Raw genomic sequence first — 22,254 nt, forward strand, 5'->3', positions numbered from 1 at the left:
TCTGGGCGGACGGGAGCCTGATTGATGAAGTCGCCATCGGGCGATCGGAAAGAAGACTCCCATGACTGACAGACAACCCCCGGCACAGACCTTGGCCCCGCCGCCCGCGATCGCCGCGTCGGTTCCCATGCCTTCACCCGCGGCCCTCGCCCCCACGCCGACGCGCGCCCTAACGCTGCGTCCGCCCTCCCCCAGCATCCGCGTGGTGCTCTACAGCCACGACGCCCAGGGGCTGGGACACCTGCGCCGCAACCTGGCGCTCGCCCACCGGATCGCCTCAGACCTGCCCGCCCTCACCGGCGCCTCGGTCACCGGCCTGCTCGTGGCCGGCGTCTCCCCCTCCCCCGGGTTCTCCCTCCCCGCCGGCTTCGACTGGCTGGTGCTCCCGGGCTTCACCAAGAGCTCCGGCGGCTACCGTCCACGCGGCCTGCGCGGCACGCCCGACTCGCTGGCGACGCTTCGCTCCGGACTGGTGGCCTCCGCCCTGCAGCGCTTCGCCCCGCACCTGGTGATCGTGGACCGCCACATCTACGGGGTCCGCAAGGAGCTGCGCGCGCCCCTGAAGCACCTGCGCGCCACCTGTCCCCACACCCGGATCGTGCTCGGTCTGCGAGAGGTGCTGGATGCACCGGAAGTCGCCGCCGCCGAGTGGCGCAACCTGGATGCCCCCGCCAACCTGCGGGAGCTGATCGACGAGGTGTGGATCTACGGCGATCCCGCTGTGCACGACCCGGTGGCCACCGGCGAGGTCCCGATGTCCCTGCGCGACCGCGCCGTCTTCACCGGCTACCTGGCCAAGGGACGCAGCCTGCTGGACCACGGCCGCCGGGCGCCGGAGGACCCCTTCGTCCTGACCACCGTCGGCGGCGGCTCGGACGGCCTCGAGCTGCTGCGCAGCGCCGCCCGCATGGCCCCTCCCCCCGGCCACCGGCACGTACTGGTCACCGGACCGCAGTTGGACGAGGCCGGCTTCGACGCCGTGCAGACCGCCGCCGGCCCCGCTACCGAGGTGCACCGTGCGCTGCCCGGGTTGAGCCGATGGATCGAGCGCGCCGCGGCGGTGGTCGCCATGGGCGGCTACAACACCGCCTGCGAGATCCTGGCCACCTCCACCCCGGCACTGATGGTCCCGCGCGAGCAGCCGCGGCTGGAGCAGCTCATCCGCGCCCGCGCCCTGCAGGCAGCGGACGCCGTCGACGTCATGCGCACCGCCGACCTCAGCCCCGAGGGGCTCACTGCCTGGGCCACCGGAGCCGTTACCAGGCGCGTGTCCCGCACCGGCCTGAACACCGATGGCCTGCCCGCCGCCGTCCGCCGCGCCGCCGCCCTGCTGCGCCCCCAGCTAGCAACCCACCACCTCCAGGAGAGAGCGTCATGACTCGCATCGGATACGTGCTCAAGGTCTACCCCCGCTTCTCGGAGACCTTCGTGGTCACCGAGATGCTCGCCCGCGAGGCGCTGGGCGACGACCTGACCATCTACGCCCTGCGCCCCACCACCGACTCCCGCTTCCACCCCGAGATCGCCCGCATCCGCGCGCAGGTGAACTGGGTGCCGCGCCCGCGCCGCGCCATCGACATGTGGGAGCTGCTGGCCTCCTCGCTCAAGGAGCCGGACATGCGCACCCACCTGGCCGAGATCCTGCCCGCTGTGGCCGACCTGCCCGGAGACGAGGTCGCTCAGGGGGCGGCGCTGGCCCGCAGCGCACGCGACGCGGGCATCACCCACCTGCACGCGCACTTCGCCTCCCTGGCGGGCCGCACCGCCTGGATCGCCTCCCGCCTGGCCGGCATCCCCTACACCGTCACCACCCACGCCAAGGACATCTACCACGAGTCCGTCGACCGGCTGTGGCTGCGCCGCATCTGTGCCGACGCCGACCGGGTGATCGCCATCAGCCGCTACAACGAGCGCAATCTGCACTCGCTGCTGGCCGGCACCGGCGCCCGCATCGAGCTGCGCTACAACGCCCTCGAACTCGACCGCTTCCCCTTCCGCCCGCCCGCACCGGCAGTCGGCCCCCTGCACATCGCGGCCGTGGGTCGGCTGGTGCCCAAGAAGGGATTCAACGACCTCATCGACGCCGTCGGCATCCTCACCGAGGCCGGCGTGCCGGTGGTGGCGGACATCGCCGGGGAGGGCGAGGAGCACGACCGCCTTGCGGGGCAGATCACCGCCCTGGGCCTGGCAGACCGCGTCAGGCTGCTGGGGCCGCTTACCCAGGCGGAGGTGCGCGCCCTGCTGGGCCGCGCCCAGGTGTTCGCCGCCCCCTGCGTCCCGACCGACGACGGCAACATCGACGGCCTGCCCACCGTGGTCCTGGAGTCCATGGCCTGCGGCACCCCCGTGATCGCCACCGAAGTCTCCGGCCTTCCCGAAGTGGTTCGCGACGGCGACACGGGGATCCTGCTGCCGCCCGGCGACCCGCAGGCACTCGCCCGGGCCCTGCGCGAGCTGGCGGAGGGAACGGTGGACCCGGCCCCGCTGGCCCGCAATGCCCGCGCCCTGATCGAGCGGGACTTCGACTCCCGCGCCCAGGCGGCCGTCCTGTCCGCCTGGCAGTCCAGCCCCCAACTCGAGGAGAGCCACTGATGCGCATCGCCTACATCTGCGCCGACCCGGGCGTCCCCGTCTTCGGCTCCAAGGGCGCCTCCGTCCACATTCAGGAGGTGGTGCGGGCGCTGCGCCGCGCCGGCCACGACGTGACCGTGTACGCGGTGCGCCGCGGCAACCTGGTGCCCGCGGACCTGACGGACCTGCACGTGCATATCGTCCGGATCGATGCGGCCGACGCCGCCGCCCGCGAGCGCGCCCAGGCCGAAGCCGCCACCCTGTTGTCCGAGCAGGTGCGCGCGGACGGCGCCGACCTGGTCTATGAGCGTTACTCCCTGTTCTCCACCGCCCTGGCCGCCCTGGCCGACGCTGGCATCCCCGGCGTGCTGGAGGTGAACTCCCCGCTGATCGACGAGCAGCGCCATCACCGCGAACTGGTGGACGAGGCGGGGGCGCTGGCGGCCCTGCGCGCCCAGGTGCGCGCCGCCCGCACCATCGTGTGCGTCTCCGAGCCGGTGCGCCGCTGGGTGTGCGGGCACGCCGACGCCCCGCGTGCCGTCACCATCCCCAACGGAGTCAACCTGCAGCGGCTTACTCCCGCCCCGGAGGACCCCGACCGCGTGATCGTCACCTTCGTGGGCACGCTCAAGCCCTGGCACGGCGTCGCCGACCTGCTGCGGGCCGCCGCGCTGGCCCGCCAGGAGTGGAGCCTGCGCATTATCGGGGATGGCCCCGAGCTGGCCTCCCTGCGCGTCCAGGCGGTGGAGCTCGGCCTGGACGTGGACTTCCGCGGGGCCCTCGCCCCTCAGGACGTGCCCGCCGCGCTGGCGGGCACTGCCATCGGCGTGGCCCCCTACCCGGACCTGGGCGGCCAGGACGAGCAGTACTTCTCGCCGCTGAAGGTGTTGGAGTACCTGGCGGCCGGCCTGCCGGTGGTCGCCTCCGCCGTCGGCCAGCTGCCCCGGCTGCTCGACGGCATCGGGGTGCTGGTGCCGCCGTCCGACCCGGCGGCCCTGGCCGCCGCCCTGGACGACCTCGCCGTCGCCCCGCAGCTGCGCGCCCGACGGGGCGAGCTCGGACGCCGCCGCGCCGAGAAGCGCTACGGCTGGGACACCGTCGTAGCCCAGATCCTCAGTCAGGCGGAGGTGCAGCATGTCTGAGCCCCAGCTCACTCGCTCCGCCCTGGCCCGCACCCTGCGCCTGGTCGCCCCGAACCTGCGCCCGCAGGCCGGGCTGGTGGCGGGCGGCACTCTCGCCCTGCTGGCAGAGGTGGCCTTCCGCGTGGCCGAGCCCTGGCCCATGAAGATCGTCATCGACTCGGTGCTGTCCTCGCTGGGGGCCGAGACCGGTTACGCGCCCGCGAGCCTGGTACGGCTGGTGGGACTGGGGGCCGCACTCATCGCGATCGTCGCCCTGCGGGCGCTGTGCAACTACCTGGCCACCGTCTCCTTCGCCCTGGCGGGCTCCCGCACCGCGATCGCACTGCGGCGCCGGGCCTTCCACCACGTGCAGACACTGTCCCAGCAGTTCCACTCCCGCAACCGCAGCGCCGACACGGTCCAGCGCCTGGTATCCGACGTGGCCCGCATGCAGGACGTGGCGGTGACCGCCGGGCTGCCGCTGGCCGCCAACGTGCTGACCCTGACGGTCATGCTCGGGGTGATGGTCTGGCTGGACCCGCTGCTGTCACTCGTGGTGGTGGCCGCGATCGGACTGTTCTTCCTGGCCTCCTCGGGCAGCTCGAAGAAGATCACCTCCGCCGCCCGCCGCACCCGCAAGTCGGAGGGGCAGCTGGCCAACACCGCCCAGGAGGCGCTGAGCACCATCAAGGTGGTGCAGGCCTACGGGCTGGAGCCGATCGTGGAGGACCGCTTCGTAAACGCCAACCAGACCTCCCTGCACGCCGGCGTGCGCTCCCTGCGGCTGGCGGCCAGGCTGGAGCGCACCACCGACGTGATCGTGGGCCTGGCCTCCGCAGTGGTGCTGGTGGGCGGGGGCCTGCGGGTGCTGGCCGGCGCCATGACCCCCGGGGACCTGGTGCTGTTCAACACCTACCTGCGCACCACCATGAAGCCGCTGCGGGACATGGCCAAGTACACCGGCCGCATCGCCCGGGCCGCGGCCTCCGGGGAGCGAGTGGCCAACCTGATGGAGGTGCAGCCGGACATCGTCTCCCCCGCAGACCCGGTACCGCTCGGGCGGGTGCGTGGCGCCCTGGACTTCGAGGACGTGACCACCGAGTACGACGGCAACGAGATCCTGCACGGCGTAAACCTGGCCATCACAGCGGGCGAGCACGTGGCGATCATTGGCCCGTCCGGCTCCGGCAAGTCCACCCTGACCTCGCTGGTGGTGCGCTCGCTCGACCCGGTGGCGGGGCGGGTGCGCCTGGACGGGCATGACCTGAAGGACCTGGACCTGACCGAACTGCGCGCCCAGGTATCGGTGCTGCACCAGGAGGCGGTCCTGTTCGCCGACACCATCCGGGAGAACATTCGCATGGGCCGCCCCGAGGCCACTGACGCCGAGGTGGAGGCGGCCGCGGTGGCGGCCGGAGCGCACGAGTTCATCGCCTCCCTGCCCGACGGCTACGACACCGTCGTCGGAGAGCGCGGCGGCACCCTGTCCGGCGGGCAGCGCCAGCGGGTCGCGATTGTGCGGGCCCTGCTGCGCGCCGCCCCGGTGGTCATCCTGGATGAGGCGACCACCGGCTTGGACCCGGCCTCCTCCACGGCGGTGCTGGACGCCGTCGACCGGCTCTCGCGCGGCCGCACCCTGCTGGCGGTCACGCACGAGACCGAGGTCGCCATGCGCGCCGACCGGGTGGTGTGGATTGAGAACGGCCGGGTCCAGCTCGACGGCCCTCCGCAGCGGCTGCTCGCCGAATCCCCGGCCTTCCGGGCCTGGGCGGCTGCGGGCGCCGCACAGCGGGAGCTGCTCACCACCGCCAAGCGGGGCCCCGTCCCCACGAACGGCCGGGCCGATGATGCCCCCGATGGCGCCTCCAGGAGGACCCATGTTCATCAGTAGCACGCGCAGCGCCGTAGACGCGGTGCTCGACCCGGACCGGCTCAGCCAGCTGGTGGGAGCCCCGGTGCGGGCCGCCCGGCTGCGCATCAAGCCCGGAGTGTCGGTGACGGCCTCCCTGCTGGAGGCGGACAGCGGACGCTCGGCCGGCTGGGCCCGGCTGCTGTGGCCGGGCAGCCGGGTCAAGGCCGCCAAGGCCGCCCGTCGCGGCGCGCACCTGGGGCTGCGCACCCGCCAGCACGACACCGACGACGGCCTGCTGCTCCAGGTTGGAGAGGTGGCCGCCGATCCGGCGCTGGTCAAGCACATCGCCCGGGCCCGCGAGATCGGGCTCCTGGATACCCTGGAGGGAAACCTGCTGCGCTACAACCCCCAGCGCCGCCTCGTCGTACGCACGCCCCGGGGCGTCGTGCGGGTCACCGCCGCCTCCCAGCACCGCGCCCTCGCCCTCCAGGACTTCGCCGCCGGTCACCTCTCCGTGCCCCCGCCGCTGCCCACGCCCGGCCACGCGGACGACGCACACCTGAGCGTGCAGGCATTCGTCGGCGACACCGACCTGGAACGTCACCACGACCCGGCGGCCACGGCCCGGGTCGGCGCCGCTCTGGCCGCCCTGCACGCCGCCACCACCGACCTGCCCGCAGCGCTCCATAACCAGCTGGAGACCACCTGCCCCGGCCCGCGCGCCCTGGCGCTGGCGCACGCCCAGGTGCTCTGTCACCTCGACCCGACGCTCGCCGCCCGGGTGCGTCGGCTCGGTCAGGCGCTTGCCCCCGAGTCGGCGCTCTCGCCACAGGGACTACCGGTGCTGTGCCACGGCGACGCCTCCCCCGACCAGGTGCTGGTCGAGCAGGCCTCCGGGCGGATCTGGCTGACCGACTTCGACCGCGCCCGGCTTGCTCCCGCCGCCGTCGACCTGGGCTCCTACCTGGCCGTGGCCGACCCCGCATCCGGGCAGGCGCTCCTGGCGGGGTACGCCGACGCCGGCGGGCGGGTACCGCCCGCGGACGAGCTGCGGGCCGCCATCGCCCGGGCCCGGCTGGCCCGCATACAAGACCCCCTCCGCCACGGCGACCAGCAGTGGCGCCGTCGGCTGGCCGCCGAGATCGATCGGATCGAGCGGCTGCTCGCCCCGGCCCGGCGGACTCACGACCGCGCCGCCGACGCCGCTGGATGCTCTCGGGAGGCGTCATGAGGCCCGCCGCTCCTGTCCGCACCGACGCCTCCACGCCGTCGGCCATGGCGCGGCTGCAGCAGGTGCCCGGGCTGCGCCGGGCCTGGCCCGATGGGGACCGGGGCCTGGTCTTCGAGAGCCTGGACGCGGCGGGCCGCCTGCGCGCCGGCAGGATCGACAGCTTCGGGCGGCTGGAGCTGCTGCCCCATGCCGAGGATCCGGCCCTGCCCGACCTGTCGCCGAGCCTGCTGCCGCCGTCAGGAGACGGCAGGCTGGTGGTGCACCGGGCCGGACGGCGCGCCGTGGTCCTCGGCACGGACCGGGTGCGCAAGCTGGTGCGCGCCGGCCGGGCCGCGAGGCTGTCCGACCCGCATCTGGCCCGCCCGTTCCTGCGGGCGGGCCTGCGCACCGCCGAGGTGCTGGACCGCTCCCCCTCCCGAGTGGACCTGGAGCTGCTGCCCGGAGCCTCGCTGCACGACCTGGGGGACGCCGGCCTGCCCGGCTGGGAGCGACTGGCCGAGCTGTGGCCCGGTGCCGTCCGCCCCGAGACGCTGCCGGAGCACACCGGGGCGGATGAGGCAGCGGTGCTGCGCCGCTGGCACCGGCGGGCGCAGGCGCTGGGGGCGCTCGCCCCGGTCGGGGCCGCACCGGAGGCGCTCGCGGCCGCCGTCGGGGCGGTGTGTGCCCGACTGGCCGAGCCCGGCGAGGCGCCGGCGGCCTCCCACCGAGACCTGCACGACGGCCAGCTGCTGTGGGACGGCAGCACCCTGTCCCTGCTCGACCTGGATACCGCCGCCCTGGCGGAGCCGGCCCTGGACCTGGGCAACCTGGCGGCACACGTCGACCTCATGCGCGCCCAGGGGCGGCTTGGCGCGGCGGCGCACGCGCGAGTGAGCGCGCTGCTGCACGGGCTGGGCCGCGGCCTGGCCGGCGCGCCCCGCCTGTCCGTCTACTACCTGGCGTCCCGCCTGCGGCTGAGCTGCGTGCACGCCTTCCGCCCCGGCGCACAGGCGTGGCTGCCCGCCTGGACCGACACCACCCTGCGCCTGGCCGGCCGTCCTCTTGACGCCTGGGAGGCCCGCGGGGACACGGAGCGCGACGGGCCGGGCACAATAGACACGTGAAGGTCACCGCCCCGTTCTCCCGGGCGACCATCCGCACCCGGATCATGTGGACGATCGTCCTGGTCGCGTCGGTGGCGCTGGCGACGTCCGGCGCCGCCGTGTGGGTGCTGGACCTGCGCTCCACGCACGCAGACATCGACGACCGCCTCGTGCTGACCCGCCAGGAGCTGCGTCGGCTGGCGGACACCGGCGTCGATCCCGTCACCGGGACACCGCTGACCGACCCGACCCAGGTGCTCCAGACCTACATGGGGCACTCGGTGCTCGGCTCGGGTGAGGGGCAGCTCGGGATCGTGGACGGCTCCGTGCGCCTGGTGTCCGCCGAGGGTGTCGACATGCGCCCGGAGGCGGACGCCGAGCTGGTCAAGCGGCTGCTGACCATGGCGGAGGCGGGCGTGTCCACCATCAAGACCGTCGACACCGCCGCCGGGCGCTACCGCGTGCTGGTGGTGCCGGTGACCGATGGGACCACGACGGCGGCCCTGGTACGCGCCGTCGACCTGAACGTCGCCGAGGCGGGCCTGTGGCGCACCATGCGGCTGTACGCGGCAGCGGCGGTCGTCACCGTGGCACTGGTGACGGCACTGGCCTGGCTGGGCATCGGCCGACTGCTGCGTCCCATCTGGGAACTGCGCAACGCCACCGAGTCCATTGACGAGCGCGACCTGACCACCCGGGTGCGCGTGCGCGGGCGGGACGACCTGTCCGCACTGGCGGCCGCGGTCAACCGCATGCTCGACCGGGTGCAGCGGGCGGTGGAGGCCCAGCGCGAGCTGCTCGACGACGTCGGGCACGAGTTGCGCACCCCGATCACGGTGGTGCGCGGGCACCTGGAGCTCATCGATCCCGAGGACCCCGCCGATGTGCAGCAGACCTCCGAGCTGGCCCTGGACGAGCTGGACCGGATGAGCACGCTCGTCGGCGAGCTGCTGGAGCTCGCCCGCAGCTCCCAGAGCGACTTCGTGTCCCCCGAGCCCACCGACGTGGAGACGCTGACTCTGCAGGTGTTCGACAAGGCCGGCGCGCTGGGGGAACGCCGGTGGCAGTTGGAGGAGTGCGCCTCCGGCACCGCCGTGCTCGACCCGGCACGCATCACCCAGGCCTGGCTGCAGCTGGCCGCGAATGCGGTCAAGTACTCCGAGGCGGACTCGCGCGTGTGGCTCGGCTCGGCCATATCCTCCGGCCCGTCCCCGGACGCCGCCGAGCTGCGCGCCTGGGTGCGGGACGAGGGCATGGGGATCGCCCCCGCGGACCTGGAGAGGGTGCGCCGTCGCTTCGCCCGCACCGCGCAGGCGCAGCGGCGCGCCTCCGGCTCCGGGCTGGGGCTGAGCATTGTGGACAACATCGTCGCCGCCCACGGCGGCCGACTCGACATCACCTCCGAGGTCGGGAGAGGATCCGTGTTCACCTTGCGCCTCCCCCTCACCTCCCCTGCTCAAACGCCCTCCGACACAGCATAAGGAGACCTGTGAACGACATGAACAAGCCTCTGGACGCGCCATGAGCACAGTACTGATAGTGGAGGACGAGGCCCGCATCGCCTCCTTCCTCACCAAGGGCCTCAAGGCCGCCGGATTCGCGCCCAAGGTCGTGGACAATGGGCGCGACGCCATCGAGATGGCACTGCTGGGAGACGCCGACATCATCCTGCTGGATGTCGGCCTGCCGGACATCGATGGGTTCGAGGTGCTGGAGCGGCTGCGCGGGCAGGGCGTGAGCACCCCGGTCATCATGCTCACCGCCCGCTCATCCGTCGCGGACAGGGTGGCCGGCCTGGAGGGCGGCGCCGACGACTACCTGCCCAAGCCCTTCTCCTTCGACGAGCTCGTGGCCAGGATCCGCCTGCGACTGCGCCCGCGCGAGGCGGCGCCGACCGAGCCGGGAGTCCTGGAGCACGAGGACCTCGCCCTTGACATACGCAAGCGCCGGGTGCGGGTGGACGGGAACTGGGTGGACCTGTCGGCGCGCGAGTTCGCGCTCGCCGAGATGTTCATGCGCCACCCCGGGCAGGTGCTGAGCCGGGAGCAGCTGCTGGCCAATGTGTGGGGGCTGGACTTCGACCCGGGTTCGAACGTGGTGGACGTGTACGTGTCCTACCTGCGGAGCAAGCTCGGCAAGGACCGGCTGGAGACGGTGCGCGGAGTCGGCTACCGGCTTTCCTGAGGTCTCGCCCGCCGCCACCGGCGGCTACCGGCCGAGACGACTCATGACTGCCCGGGGCGCGGCCGCTCCCGGCGGCTGTCAACCGCCGGGCTCAGTCATCGTCCTTGTCATCGTCATCCGCAGCATCAGAGTCATCACCGTTGTCAGGATCAGGATCGTCGTCGACGTCGGTGTCGTCGCTGCTCGTCTGCGGAGTGACGGCCTGCGGCGGGGCCGGCTGCACCACCTCGGGCTCATCGTCGTCACCGTCGTCGGACCGGTCGTCATCTGCGGAGGGGCTCATGACGGGGCCGGTGCTGCGCGCGACCGGGGCGCTGGCCGTCGCGGCCGGTGTTACGGCAATGCCAGGCTCATCACCGAGACTGGCCGGGCGTCGCATGACCAGGACGCCCACGCACACGAGCAGCAAGGCTGCCGCGACGGCGACGATTACCGCCAGCGCCCTGCCACGGTCGGGATTCATGGTTCTGTCCTCCTGGGAGTCGGCCCGCCCGCGGGGACCGGGGCCGGGCCGACGGGGTCAGGGGCGCACGTGTCCCTCCCCCTCGACGACCCACTTGGTGGTGGTCAGCGCCGCCAGGCCCATGGGGCCGCGGGCGTGAAGCTTCTGGGTGGAGATGCCCAGCTCGGCGCCCAGCCCCAGCTGCCCGCCGTCGGTGAAGCGGGTGGAGGCGTTGACCATGATGGCGGCCGAGTCGACGCCGGCGACGAACCGGTTCATGGCCGTCACGTCCTGGGTCAGGACCGCCTCGGTGTGTCCGGTTGAGTATGCGGTGATGTGGGCGATCGCGTCGTCGATGGTGTCCACCACGCGCACCGCCAGATCCAGGCTACCGTACTCGGTCTCCCAGTCCGCCTCGGTGGCCTCCACGAGCAGCTCCGCGCGGCCCTGTGCGGCGGCCTGCTCCTCCAGGCAGGCGCGGGCGGCGGCGTCGGCGTGCAGCGTGACACCGCGCTCCCACAGGGCGTCCGCGGCGGCCGGCAGGTAGGCGGAGGCGGCGGAGCGGTGCACGAGCAGCGTCTCGGCGGCATTGCACACGCCGACCCGCTGGGTCTTGGCATTGACAATGATGTCCACCGCGGCGGCCAGATCGGCGGCGGCATCGACATACACGTGGCAGTTGCCCGAGCCGGTCTCGATCACCGGGACGCTCGACTCCTCCACGACCGCCCGGATCAGGCCCGCCCCGCCGCGCGGCACGAGCACGTCGATCAGACCGCGCGCGTGCATGAGGGCGGTCGCCCCGGCCCGGCCTGCCGGGTCGACGGTGGTGACCAGGTCGGCGGGCAGCCCCGCCGCCGCCAGGGCGTCGCGCAGCACGGTGATGATGGCGGCGTTGGTGGCGGCGGCCGCGCTGCCGCCGCGCAGCACGACGGCGTTACCGGACTTCAGGGTCAGGGCGGCCACGTCCACGGTGACGTTGGGGCGGGCCTCGTAGATCATGCCGACCACGCCCAGCGGCACGCGCACCCGCCGCACCCGCAGCCCATTGGGCAGTGTCTGACCGTCGACGATCTCGCCGACCGGGTCGGGCAGGGCGGCGATCTCACGCAGAGAGTCCGCGATGGCGGCAATACGGTCGGTACTCAGGGCCAGGCGGTCGATGAGCCCCGGCTTCATGCCGGACTCCCGCGCCCGTTCCAGGTCCTGGGCGTTGGCGGCGAGAATGGCCTCGGTGCGGGCGGTCAGGGCATCGGCCAGGGCGTGCAGGGCGGCGTCCTTGCGCTCCCGATTCAGACCGGCCAGGACGCGCTGGGCCTGGCGGGCGGCGCGAGCGGTGGTGGCAACGAGGGCTTCGGCGTCGTCGGCGGAGCCGGTGGCGGCGGTTGAGGTCGTCATGACACCCGACTCTAGCCGCACCCGCGCCGGGCGGGTAGGCGTCAGCCTACGCACGGCGTCGTGTATCTACGACGAGGTCGCTGGCACGCGCGCCGATAGCCACACCCGCGGGCGACTCCGACGTCGATGTGGTGCGCGCCCTCGCGCCTGTGGGCAGCGATTGTCCGAGATCGGCACAAACACCGTGTTCAGCACCGCGGGCTGGAAACAAAACCGCATGATTTCAACGATCACTCAGACGCCGTTCGGTGCGAGCGCCTCGTTTGTGCCGATTCCGGACATTTCTCCGCGGACCGGACGGTGTCCGCACCAGTTCTACCGATCTCGGCACGTAACTTCTACCGATCTCGGCACGTAACTTCTACCGATCTCGGCACGTAACTTCTACCGATCTCGGCGAGGGGAAGGCGGGGAGACAAGACGTCAGGCTCCGGCGGTGCGGGGCAGCTCGGCCAGGTCGTCGCGGTGCACCACCGGTGCCACGTGGTCACCGGGGGCGGGCGCGCCACGGCCTCGGGCCTCCAGCACCTCCTCGATCTCGGCGGCGGCATAGCGGCAGATGCCGCGGGCCAGCACCCGCTGCGGCCCCACGATCTCCACCACCGACCCGGACTCGAAGTCCCCGTCCACGCCGACGACACCGGGCAGCAGCAGGGACTTCTTCCCCTCGGTGACCGCTTGGGCGGCCCCGGCGTCGACGAGTATGCGGCCCTCGGGCATCGAGGCGTGCGCCATCCACAGCCTCCGGCTGGAGCGGTGCGGCCCGGTGGGCGCGAACCAGGTGCCCAGGTCCGCGGGAATGGTGCGCCCGCCGAGCAGCCGGGGGGCGTCGTCGGCGTCGGCGATGATCGTGGCCGTACCGGAGGCGCAGGCGATGGTCGCGGCCTGCACCTTGGTGGCCATGCCGCCGGTGCCCAGGGCGCCGGCGTCGCCGTCCACCCGCACGCCCGCCAGCTCGCCGCTGCCGCCGACGTAACGCACCGGGCGGGCACCGGGCGTGCCCGGGCGGGCGGTCCACATGCCGTCCACGTCGGTGAACAGGATCAGCACGTCTGCGGTCACCAGGTGGGACACCAGCGCCGCGAGGTGGTCGTTGTCCCCCAGGTTGAACTCGGTGGTTGCCACCGCGTCGTTCTCATTGACCACCGGCACCGCCCCCATGGACAGCAGCGTGTCGAAGGTGGCGCGCACGGTCCGGTAGTGGCTGCGCACGGCCACGTCCTGCGCGGTCAGCAGCACCTGCGCGGTCACGGTCCCATAGGCGCTCAGGGCGGTCTGCCAGCGGGAGACCAGGCGCCCCTGCCCCACGGAGGCGGCGGCCTGCAGCAGGCGCAGCTCGCCGGGGCGGGATTCCAGCCCGAGCGGAACCAGCCCGGCGGCGACGGCGCCGGAGGAGACCAGGACGACGTCGTGCCCGCGGCGGCGCATCCCTGCCAGCAGCCCGGACAGGATGTCGATGCGGTTCAAGTCCAGTCCACCGTCGGGGCGGGTCAGTGAGGAGGAGCCCACCTTGAGGACGACGCGAGCGCCCTCGGGCAGGGAGTCGGGACGCAGGCCGGCACCTGTATCACTGCCGGCCGTCCGCGCCGCACCTGCGGCAGCCGCGTGCATGGCGCTCATGCGTCCTCCCAGGTGGTCGCGTCGGTCCACAGCCCCTCGGCCGCCTCGTCCCGCAGCTGCTGGCGGGCGGCCTCCTTGGCGTCCATCCGCTCGTGGTAGTGCTCGCGCCGCTCGGCGTTCGTACGCCGATGCCGGTCCTCCAGGCGGGCGTCGGTGCCGCGGGCGCCCAGCAACTCCGCGCCGGTGGTCACGGAGGGCTCCCAGGTGAAGATCACGCCGCCCTCGACGTCGCCGATCAGGACGGTGTCCCCGGCATGGGCTCCGGCCTTGGCCAGCTCGTCCTCGACGCCGCCGGCGGCCAGCCGGTCGGCCAGGTAGCCGACGGCCTCGTCGTTGGAGAAGTCGGTCTGGCGCACCCAGCGCTCGGGCTTCTGACCGCGCACCTGGTAGACGGTGCCCTCGACGGGGTGCTGGATGACCGCCACGGTGGCGGCCGCGTGCCCGCCGCGACGGCCGACGGGGGCCGGGCGGATGATGGGCCGGAGCTCCGCGGTCGCCGTCGACGCCTGCTCGCGGGCACGCTGCACCAGCTCGGCCAGGGCGAAGGACAGCGCCGACAGTCCCGCATGGGAGACCGCCGAAACCGTGAACACGGGCAGCCCGCGCCCGGCCAGGTCCGCCTCCACCAGCTCGGCCAGCTCGGCCGCCTCGGGAACGTCGACCTTGTTGAGCACAACCACGCGCGGGCGCTCCATCAGCGGCGGCAGCCCGGTCAGTGCCGGGTCGGTCTCGTCCCGGCCGAGCCTTTCGGCGTAGGCCGCCAGCTCGGCCTCGATGGTGTCGAAGTCGCTCAGCGGGTCGCGGCCCGGCTCCAGGGTGGCGCAGTCCAACACGTGCACCACCACGGCACAGCGCTCGATGTGGCGCAGGAACTCCAGACCCAGGCCCTTGCCCTGGCTCGCGCCCGGGATCAGTCCGGGCACGTCCGCCATGGTGTAGCGGACCTCGCCGGCCTCCACCACGCCCAGGTTGGGGGTCAGCGTGGTGAAGGGGTAGTCGGCGATCTTGGGGCGGGCGGCGCTCATGGCGGCGATCAGGGAGGACTTGCCGGAGCTGGGATAGCCGACCAGGGCGACGTCGGCGACGGTCTTCAGCTCCAGGGTGATGTCGCGGGCGTCGCCGGGCTCTCCCAGCAGGTGGAAGCCCGGTGCCTTGCGCTTGGGAGAGGCCAGGGAGAAGTTGCCGCGACCGCCGCTTCCGCCCTCGGCGACGACGACGCGGTCGCCGGCGCGGGTCAGATCCGCCAGGACGGTGCCGTCAGAGTCCTTGACGACGGTTCCCAGCGGCACCGGCAGCTCCAGGTCCTCGCCGTCGGCGCCGCGATGCCAACCGCCTTGGCCGGGGGTGCCGGAGCCGGCCCGGCGATGCGGTGAGCGGTGGTAGGTCAGCAGCGTGGTCACGCGCGGGTCGGCGGCCAGGATGACGCTGCCGCCGTGGCCGCCGTCGCCGCCGTCGGGGCCGGCCAGCGGCTTGAACTTCTCACGGTGGATCGAGGTGCAGCCGTGGCCGCCGTCGCCGCCGGCGACGTGCAGGACCACTCGGTCGATGAAGCTGGGCATGGGCGCCTCCTCGGGCTGGGCGGGGCGGTCTCCCCGGGGTCGGCATGCGCGAGGGCGGACGGCCGAAGCCGCCCGCCCTCGCGGATACCGTCATGGTGCTTGAGGCCGTGTCAGCCTTCGGATGCGATGACGTTGACGACCTTGCGGTCGCGGAAGGTACCGAAGTCCACGTTGCCGGCGGTCAGGGCGAACAGCGTGTCGTCCTTGCCGCGGCCGACGTTGCTGCCGGGGTGGAAGTGGGTGCCGCGCTGCCGGACGATGATCTCGCCGGCCTTGACGAACTGGCCGCCGAAGCGCTTCACGCCCAGGCGCTGGGCGTTGGAGTCGCGGCCGTTGCGGGAGGAACCAAGACCCTTCTTGTGTGCCATGTCGGGGGCTTCTTTCTGTTTCGCGGGTGCCTGAAGGATACTGCGGGCGGGGCGGACCGCTCAGCCGATCGCGGTTACCTTGACGGCGGTGAGCTTGGCGCGGTGACCCTGGCGCTTGCGGTAGCCCGTCTTGTTCTTGAACTTGAGGATGTTGATCTTGGGGCCCTTCTCGTCGCCGACGATCTCGGCCTTGACGGAGGACTTGGCCAGGTCCGCCGCCGAAGCGGTCACCTTGTCTCCATCCACCAGCATGACGGGTGCGAGGGTGACCTCGTCGCCGACCTCGCCGGCAAGCTTGTCGACAACCACGACGTCACCGACGGAGACCTTCTCCTGACGGCCGCCGGCCTTGACGATCGCGTAGACCACTTGACTGCTCATCTCTGTCGTTTCTTCTAGCCGCCCGCTCCCGGGAGCCGCGCTCCACCGTTTGCGGGTGACTACTTGGGCAATGGTGCGGAACGCACCGCCGGACTACTTTATGCGATCCGGCGGGCGACACCAACCTGCGAGCGGCCGCAGCGCCTGTGTTCTTCCGCACCCCACGGTTCAGGACTGCTGCTCCGAGGCGTCGGCGGCGCCGTCCTGCCCGGTGGGCACACCGGCGTCCGCCGGGGCCTGAGCACCGCCCTGTTCCGCTTGGGCCTGCTCATGGGCGTGCTCGGCGGCCGCGGCGATCTGGGCGAGGGCACCGCGCACGGCGGAGCGGGCGGCCTCGTCCCGGTCCTTGCTGTCGGCGTCCGCCGCGGGCTTGCCGCCCCGACCGGAGGTCTTGGACGACTTGCCGCTCGACTTGGACCCGGCCTTCGCCGAGGACTTCGCACCGGAGTCGCCGCGCCGCCCCCGCCCGGAGCCGGCCCCCCGCTGCGCGGAGGCGGACATGTCCGCCGTCTGGTTCTCCACCGGGGTGTCGTGAACGATGAAGCCGCGCCCGCCGCAGCACTCGCAGGGGGTGGAGAATGCCTCCACCAGCCCCTGGCCGACGCGCTTGCGGGTCATCTGGACCAGGCCGAGCGAGGTGACCTCGGTGACCTGGTGGCGGGTGCGGTCGCGGCCGAGGCACTCCACGAGGCGGCGCAGCACCAGGTCCCGGTTGGACTCCAGCACCATGTCCACGAAGTCGATGACCACCATGCCACCGATGTCGCGCAGCCGCAGCTGGCGGACGATCTCCTCGGCGGCCTCGAGGTTGTTGCGGGTGATGGTCTCCTCCAGGGTGCCGTCCGCGCCGCCGGTGAAGCGCCCGGTGTTGACGTCGATGACGGTCATGGCCTCGGTGCGATCGATGATCAGCGTGCCGCCGCTGGGCAGCCAGACCTTGCGGTCGAAGCCCTTGGCGAGCTGCTCGTCGATGCGGTGCGCGGTGAAGACGTCCTCGGGGCTGACCCAGTGCTCCAGCCGGTCGGTCAGCTCGGGGCTGAGATCGGTGACGTAGGTGCTGATGGTCTTCCAGGCGTCGGGTCCCTGCACGATGAGCTTGCGGAAGTCCTCGTTGAACACGTCGCGGACCACGCGCACTGCCAGCTCGGGCTCCTCCTTCAGCAGCACGGGCGCCTTGCCGGAGCCCTTGAGCACCTGGGAGGACTTCTTGTCGATGGACTCCCACTGGGCCACGAGCCGCTTGATGTCGTCGGCGAGCTGTTCCTCCCCCGCGCCCTCGGCGGCCGTGCGCACGATCACCCCGGCGTCGTCGGGGACGATCCGCTTGAGGATCTTCTTCAGCCGGTTGCGCTCGGTGTCGGGGAGCTTGCGGGAGATGCCGGTCATGGTGCCGCCGGGCACCAGCACCAGGTAGCGGCCGGCCAGGGTGATCTGACTGGTCAGGCGGGCGCCCTTGTGGCCGATCGGGTCCTTGGTGACCTGCACCAGGACGGTGTCCCCACTGGACAGGGCGTCCTCGATGCGCCGCGGCTTGCCCTCCATGCCGGCGGCGTCCCAGTTGACCTCGCCGGCGTACAGGACGGCGTTGCGGCCCTTGCCGATGTCCACGAAGGCCGCCTCCATGGAGGGCAGCACGTTCTGCACACGGCCCACGTACACATTGCCTACCAGCGAGGTCTGGGTGTGGCGGGCCACGTAGTGCTCCACCAGCAGCCCATCCTCCAGGACGGCGATCTGGTTCAGACCGTCCTGCTCACGCACCACCATCTGCCGGTCGACGCTCTCGCGGCGGGCGAGGAACTCGGCCTCGGTGATGATGGGACGACGCCGACCGGCGACGCGACCCTCACGGCGCCGCTGCCGCTTGGCCTCCAGACGGGTAGAGCCCTTGAGCGCGGTGACCTCGTCGCGGGCGTCACGGGAGGCGTCGGAGCGGCTGCGGGAGCGACGGCGGCGACGGCGCGAGCTGCCGACCGGCGCCTCGGCGGTCTCCGTCGCGGCCTCGTCGGCGCCGTCCCCGTTCTTGGCTTCCGCCTCCGCGGCGTCGGCTGCATCGCCCGCCGAGTCGGCAGAGTCGTCATTGGTCTCGACGCGCTCGTCCGCACGGGAGCGGGCCCGTCGACCGCGCCCGCCGCGACGGCGCTTGCGCCGCCCGTTGCCGGTCTCCTTCTCAGCGTCCTCATCGCCTTCCGGCGCCGCTGCCTGCGCGTCTGCCTCACCGTCGCCGGCGGCCTCCGGGCTCTCGGCGGGCTCGCCCCGGCGGCGCCGGGGCGGCGCGGCCTCCTCCACGTGCGCGGGCGCGGTGGCCGCGGCGGTGGCCCGACGGCGGCGCCGGCGCGGGGTGGTGCCGGTAGCCGACTCGCGCGCGGGGGCGGAGCGACGATCAGAGTCGTCGGCGTCGTCGTCCTGGGGCTGTGGCGCGGAGATCGTCTCGGACTCGGCCTGCGGCGCCTGCACCGGGGTGGTGGCAGCCACGGTGACCTTGCGGCGCCGGCGCCGGGCGAGTGCCGGGTCGGGCGCCTGGAACAGCAGCGAGGCGGCGGGGAGACGCGGCTCGGGCTCTGCCAACGCCGGTTCCTCGATGACCTCGGTCTCGCCGGCCTCGGCGTTGGCCGCCTCATCCTCGTCGGCGGCCTCGGTCTCGCCGGCCTCGGCAGCCGCTTCAGCGGTGTCGTCGGCGGCCTCGGTCTCGCCGGCCTCGGCGTCGGCTCTGACGGTTTCGGGGGCAGGCTCCGCCTCCGTCTCCGGCTCGGCGGCGGCAACCTCGAGCTGGGCGGCGGGGGCGGCGGCCTCGGGGGCGGTTGCCGCGGCGGTGACCCGGCGGTGCCGGCGCGCGGGACGCTTGGGGGCGCTCACCTCGGGGTTCTCCTCAGCCGGAGTTGCCGAGTCGGTTGAGCGCGATGACGAGGGGGACATGGGTCTAGCTGCACTTTCGGGCGCTACAGCTCCGCCGTACCCGCGGCGCCGTGGCGCGGTCGTGCTCCCCAGCGGGGAGCCAAAAGCCTACGTGTGCGCCTTGCGGCGCCGGCCTGCGGCGGTACTCGCACATTGCGGAAGTGCGGCGGCGCTCTGGGCGGCGCAAGTCTTCCGGGCGGTCTCGGCCGAGGTTCGGACACCGACTGCCGGTACGCAGCGGCCGGTGACAGGGCGAGTATCCCACAGGTGCATGCCCACCGGGCGACACCGGCACTCATCGTGCCGCCGTCTCGCCAATGGCGGACAGACCACCGAGCCGCCACCCGGACGTATCCTCCTCTCGCGGACGCCCGGTAACGACTCATGCGCCTTTCACGACACGGCGTCATCCAGCGCCTATACTGAGCCTATCCCCGCCGGGATTCCATTTAGGACCTTCTTATATTTCCCGTGGTTCCTCGCGAAAGGCGGCGCAGATGGGCCTTGTTCCGATGGCGCTCGACTCCCTCGACGTGGCTCGATGGCAGTTCGGCATCACCACCGTCTACCACTTCATCCTGGTGCCGCTTACGATCGGCCTGTCCCCGCTCGTGGCGCTCATGGAGACCCTCCACCTGCGCACCGGCAACGAGCAGTGGCGGGTGGCCACCCGATTCTTCGGCAACCTGCTGCTGATCAACTTCGCGCTCGGCGTCGCCACCGGCATCGTGCAGGAGTTCCAGTTCGGCATGAACTGGTCGGAGTACTCCCGGTTCGTCGGCAATATCTTCGGGGCACCGCTCGCCTTCGAGGCGCTGCTGGCCTTCTTCATGGAGTCCACCTTCCTGGGCCTGTGGATCTTCGGCCGGGACCGGCTGTCCCCCAAGCTGCACAACCTGTGCATCTGGATGGTGGCCCTGGGCACGAACATCTCCGCATTCTTCATCCTGGCCGCCAACTCCTGGATGCAGCACCCGGTCGGCGCCGTCGTCAACCCGGACACCGGCCGGGCCGAGTTGGACGGCATCGGCGGTTTCTTCGAGGTGCTAGGCAACAAGATCCTGTGGGTCACCGTGGCCCACGTGATCTCCTCCGCCTTCCTAGTGGCGGGCACGCTCATCCTCGGAGTGTCCGTGTGGTGGATGGTCAGGGCCGCCCGTGCGGGCCAGGACTTCGAGGCGCGAGCGCTGTGGCGGCGCATGACCCGCTTCGGGGCGGTCACCATGATCATCGCCGGCGCCCTCACCCTCGGCTCGGGTCACATTCAGGGGCAGGTCGTGGCCGAGGAGCAGCCCGCCAAGATGGCGGCGGCCGAGATGCTGTGCGAGACCGAGTCCGGCGCGGGCTTCACCGTGGCCGCCTTCGGCAGCTGCGCCGACGGCACTGCCACCCACCTGATCACCATCCCCTACGTGTACTCCTTCATGGCCACCAACGATCCCAACGCCGAGATCATGGGCCTGAACGACGCCCAGGAGATGTACGCCGAACGCTACGGCGAGGGTGTGGACTACACCCCCAACGAGATGGTCACCTTCTGGTCCTTCCGTCTGATGATCGGCCTGGGCACCATCGCCATCGCCATCGGTGTCGCCGCCCTGTGGCTCACGCGCCGGGGCCGTCTGGTCACCTCCCCGCTGCTGGGCAGGATCGCGCTCGGGAGCGTGTGGCTGCCCTTCGTCGCCTCCTCCCTCGGATGGATCATGACCGAGATGGGCCGCCAGCCGTGGGTGGTGGTGCCCAACCTCGCCGACCCCGTCTCCCAGGTCTACATGCTCACCGCCGACGGCGTCTCTACCGTGGTCTCCTCCGGCACCGTGCTCACCTCCCTGATCGTCTTCACGCTGCTGTATGCCGCGCTCGGCGTCATCTGGTTCCTGCTGCTGCGCCGCTACGTCCGCGAGGGCGTGCGCACGCCGGTTCCCGACGCCGACACCGACACCGGGGATCAGCCGGGCGAGCAGTCCACGCCCCTGCTGTCCTTCCAGTACTGAACCGCCTCTCCGACTAGCCCGTGGAGCCCGCCGTGACACTCTCCGTCCTCTGGTTCATCCTCATCGCGATCCTCTGGGTCGGTTACCTGACCCTTGAGGGCTTCGACTTCGGGGTGGGCATGCTGCTGAAGATCCTCGGCCGCGATGAGCGCGAGCGCCGCGCCATGGTGCAGACCATCGGCCCGCACTGGGACGGCAACGAGGTCTGGCTGCTGACCGCCGGCGGCGCCACCTTCGCCGCCTTCCCCGAGTGGTACGGCACGCTGTTCTCCGGCGCCTACCTGGTGCTGTTCATCATCCTGCTGTGCCTGATCGTGCGCGTATGCGCCATTGAGTGGCGCGGCAAGATCAATGCTCAGTCCTGGCGCGACCGCTGGGACTGGGCGCACACCGTGGCCGCCTGGCTGCCCGCGATTCTGTGGGGTGCCGCCTTCGCGAACCTGGTCCAGGGCATGCAGATCGAGGTGGTGGACACCGCTAGCGGTGCACCGGTGCCTGCCGCGGAGGTGCCCGCGGACGCGCTCGTAGCCGGGGCCTCGCACCAGGTCACCGGCGGGTTCTTCAGCCTGATCACGCCGTTCACGCTGCTGGGCGGGGCGGCCACCTGCCTGCTGTTCCTCACCCACGGGGCCCTGTTCACCGCCCTGAAGACGGCCGGCGACCTGTCCGTCCGGGCGGCGGTCCTCGCGCGCCGCTGCGGGATCGCCTCCACACTCGTGGCCGCCGCCTGGGGCGTGTGGGCAGTCAGTTACTCGGCCACCGCGTGGGCCTGGCTGCCCCTGACCGGGGCGGCCGCGGCACTTGCCGGCTCCCTGATCTGCTCCTTCCGCGGTCGGCAGGGACTCGCCTTCGGGCTGCACTTCGCGGCAATCGCCGGCGTGGTTGCGCTCGTATTCACGGCGATGGCCCCCGACGTCATGCGCTCCTCGATCGACCCCGCCTACTCGCTGACCATCACTCAGGCCGCCTCCGCCGACACCACATTGGCGATCATGACGGTGGTTGCCGTGGTCTTCCTGCCGGTGGTGCTCTTCTACACGGTCTGGGGGTACCGGACCTTCGCAGCGCGCGTCAACGCCGAGCGGATCGACCCCACCGTGGGAGGCCTGCACCCGACGCGCGTGCGCGACAACGCCCTGGCGGAGGCCGCCGCCCGCTGAGGCGCGCCCACGCCCGGCCCGACGACGACGCCACTGGCGCCCACGTGCGACCCAACGGCGAGGCCAACATCCACGCGCGTCCCGACAACGCCCTCTACTACGCCACTTCGCCGTTGAGTACGCCGGTTGGCGGTCGGTTGAACGCCCCACAGGCGTACAACCGACGGCGAAGGGGCGTAGTAGACGCCTAACCGGCGTAGTAGAAGCACCCGGCGATTCGCGCCCAAGCCCGCCACCGCGCCACGCCCAGACTCGCAGGCCGTTGCTGAGCCGACAGCCCCGGCATCTGGTTGGACCCCTTGCGCGCGGTTGGACCGCCGTAACCGGCGGCTACGGAGGTCCAACGGGGACACAAGCGGTCCAACTGGCACGAGCGGGGCCGGGAAGGGGCGGATG

The 22,254-nt window shown here is 72.3% G+C and carries 17 protein-coding genes; 10 read left to right on the forward strand and 7 right to left on the reverse strand.

Going from position 1 to position 22,254, the window contains the following annotated elements:
- The first annotated feature begins 61 nt into the window (after window positions 1-61).
- Genes BLR49_RS05770 through BLR49_RS05805 form a run of 8 tightly spaced genes read left to right on the forward strand, consistent with a single transcriptional unit; the run spans window position 62 to window position 10,041 of the window.
- The gene (locus BLR49_RS05770) at window positions 62-1,378 is read left to right on the forward strand and encodes a glycosyltransferase family protein (protein ID WP_245690496.1); all 1,317 of its coding nucleotides are present in this window, start codon (window positions 62-64) and stop codon (window positions 1,376-1,378) included.
- Complete coding sequence (locus BLR49_RS05775; RefSeq protein WP_092534856.1) at window positions 1,375-2,592, forward strand: glycosyltransferase; 1,218 nt, start codon at window positions 1,375-1,377, stop codon at window positions 2,590-2,592. The genes BLR49_RS05770 and BLR49_RS05775 overlap by 4 nt, the downstream gene beginning before the upstream one ends.
- Window positions 2,592-3,713: a glycosyltransferase family 4 protein gene (locus tag BLR49_RS05780; protein WP_092534858.1), complete on the forward strand. Its 1,122-nt coding sequence runs from the start codon at window positions 2,592-2,594 to the stop codon at window positions 3,711-3,713. The genes BLR49_RS05775 and BLR49_RS05780 overlap by 1 nt, the downstream gene beginning before the upstream one ends.
- The gene (locus tag BLR49_RS05785; protein WP_176765793.1) at window positions 3,706-5,583 is read left to right on the forward strand and encodes an ABC transporter ATP-binding protein; all 1,878 of its coding nucleotides are present in this window, start codon (window positions 3,706-3,708) and stop codon (window positions 5,581-5,583) included. Before BLR49_RS05780 ends, BLR49_RS05785 begins: the two co-directional genes overlap by 8 nt.
- A complete protein-coding gene (locus BLR49_RS05790; protein ID WP_092534861.1) occupies window positions 5,570-6,775 on the forward strand; it encodes a phosphotransferase family protein in 1,206 nt (401 codons plus the stop codon). The genes BLR49_RS05785 and BLR49_RS05790 overlap by 14 nt, the downstream gene beginning before the upstream one ends.
- Entirely contained in the window at window positions 6,772-7,878 is a 1,107-nt protein-coding gene (locus BLR49_RS05795) for a phosphotransferase (RefSeq protein ID WP_092534864.1), read from the forward strand. The genes BLR49_RS05790 and BLR49_RS05795 overlap by 4 nt, the downstream gene beginning before the upstream one ends.
- Entirely contained in the window at window positions 7,875-9,338 is a 1,464-nt protein-coding gene (locus tag BLR49_RS05800) for a sensor histidine kinase (RefSeq protein WP_425425757.1), read from the forward strand. Before BLR49_RS05795 ends, BLR49_RS05800 begins: the two co-directional genes overlap by 4 nt.
- A 40-nt stretch (window positions 9,339-9,378) precedes the next feature.
- A complete protein-coding gene (locus BLR49_RS05805) occupies window positions 9,379-10,041 on the forward strand; it encodes a response regulator transcription factor (RefSeq protein ID WP_092534867.1) in 663 nt (220 codons plus the stop codon).
- A gap of 91 nt (window positions 10,042-10,132) precedes the next feature.
- Here BLR49_RS05805 and BLR49_RS05810 read toward each other — a convergent pair whose 3' ends face one another.
- The 7 genes from BLR49_RS05810 to BLR49_RS05840 all read right to left on the reverse strand — a co-directional run bounded on the left by BLR49_RS05810 (window position 10,133) and on the right by BLR49_RS05840 (window position 18,725).
- Complete coding sequence (locus BLR49_RS05810) at window positions 10,133-10,504, reverse strand: hypothetical protein (protein ID WP_092534870.1); 372 nt, start codon at window positions 10,502-10,504, stop codon at window positions 10,133-10,135.
- A gap of 57 nt (window positions 10,505-10,561) precedes the next feature.
- Window positions 10,562-11,881, reverse strand: a complete 1,320-nt coding sequence (locus BLR49_RS05815; RefSeq protein WP_092534873.1) for a glutamate-5-semialdehyde dehydrogenase — start codon at window positions 11,879-11,881, stop codon at window positions 10,562-10,564.
- A 423-nt stretch (window positions 11,882-12,304) separates the two neighbouring features.
- The gene (gene proB, locus BLR49_RS05820) at window positions 12,305-13,492 is read right to left on the reverse strand and encodes a glutamate 5-kinase (protein WP_092534876.1); all 1,188 of its coding nucleotides are present in this window, start codon (window positions 13,490-13,492) and stop codon (window positions 12,305-12,307) included.
- Window positions 13,493-13,497: 5 nt separating this feature from the next.
- On the reverse strand, window positions 13,498-15,060 hold the full coding sequence (gene obgE / locus BLR49_RS05825; RefSeq protein WP_092534879.1) for a GTPase ObgE: 1,563 nt from the start codon (window positions 15,058-15,060) through the stop codon (window positions 13,498-13,500).
- Between the two features lie 110 nt (window positions 15,061-15,170).
- A complete protein-coding gene (gene rpmA, locus BLR49_RS05830) occupies window positions 15,171-15,428 on the reverse strand; it encodes a 50S ribosomal protein L27 (RefSeq protein ID WP_092534882.1) in 258 nt (85 codons plus the stop codon).
- Window positions 15,429-15,488: 60 nt separating this feature from the next.
- Window positions 15,489-15,809: a 50S ribosomal protein L21 gene (gene rplU, locus BLR49_RS05835; RefSeq protein ID WP_092534885.1), complete on the reverse strand. Its 321-nt coding sequence runs from the start codon at window positions 15,807-15,809 to the stop codon at window positions 15,489-15,491.
- Window positions 15,810-15,977: 168 nt separating this feature from the next.
- Entirely contained in the window at window positions 15,978-18,725 is a 2,748-nt protein-coding gene (locus tag BLR49_RS05840) for an Rne/Rng family ribonuclease (RefSeq protein WP_092534888.1), read from the reverse strand.
- A 476-nt stretch (window positions 18,726-19,201) separates the two neighbouring features.
- Here BLR49_RS05840 and BLR49_RS05845 point away from each other — a divergent pair, with 476 nt between their 5' ends.
- Both BLR49_RS05845 and cydB read left to right on the forward strand, forming a co-directional pair.
- On the forward strand, window positions 19,202-20,698 hold the full coding sequence (locus BLR49_RS05845) for a cytochrome ubiquinol oxidase subunit I (protein ID WP_092534891.1): 1,497 nt from the start codon (window positions 19,202-19,204) through the stop codon (window positions 20,696-20,698).
- Window positions 20,699-20,730: 32 nt separating this feature from the next.
- The gene (gene cydB / locus BLR49_RS05850; protein WP_092534894.1) at window positions 20,731-21,858 is read left to right on the forward strand and encodes a cytochrome d ubiquinol oxidase subunit II; all 1,128 of its coding nucleotides are present in this window, start codon (window positions 20,731-20,733) and stop codon (window positions 21,856-21,858) included.
- Window positions 21,859-22,254: the final 396 nt, after the last annotated feature.

The sequence above is a fragment of the Actinomyces ruminicola genome (assembly GCF_900103885.1).
GTDB lineage: Bacteria > Actinomycetota > Actinomycetes > Actinomycetales > Actinomycetaceae > Actinomyces > Actinomyces ruminicola.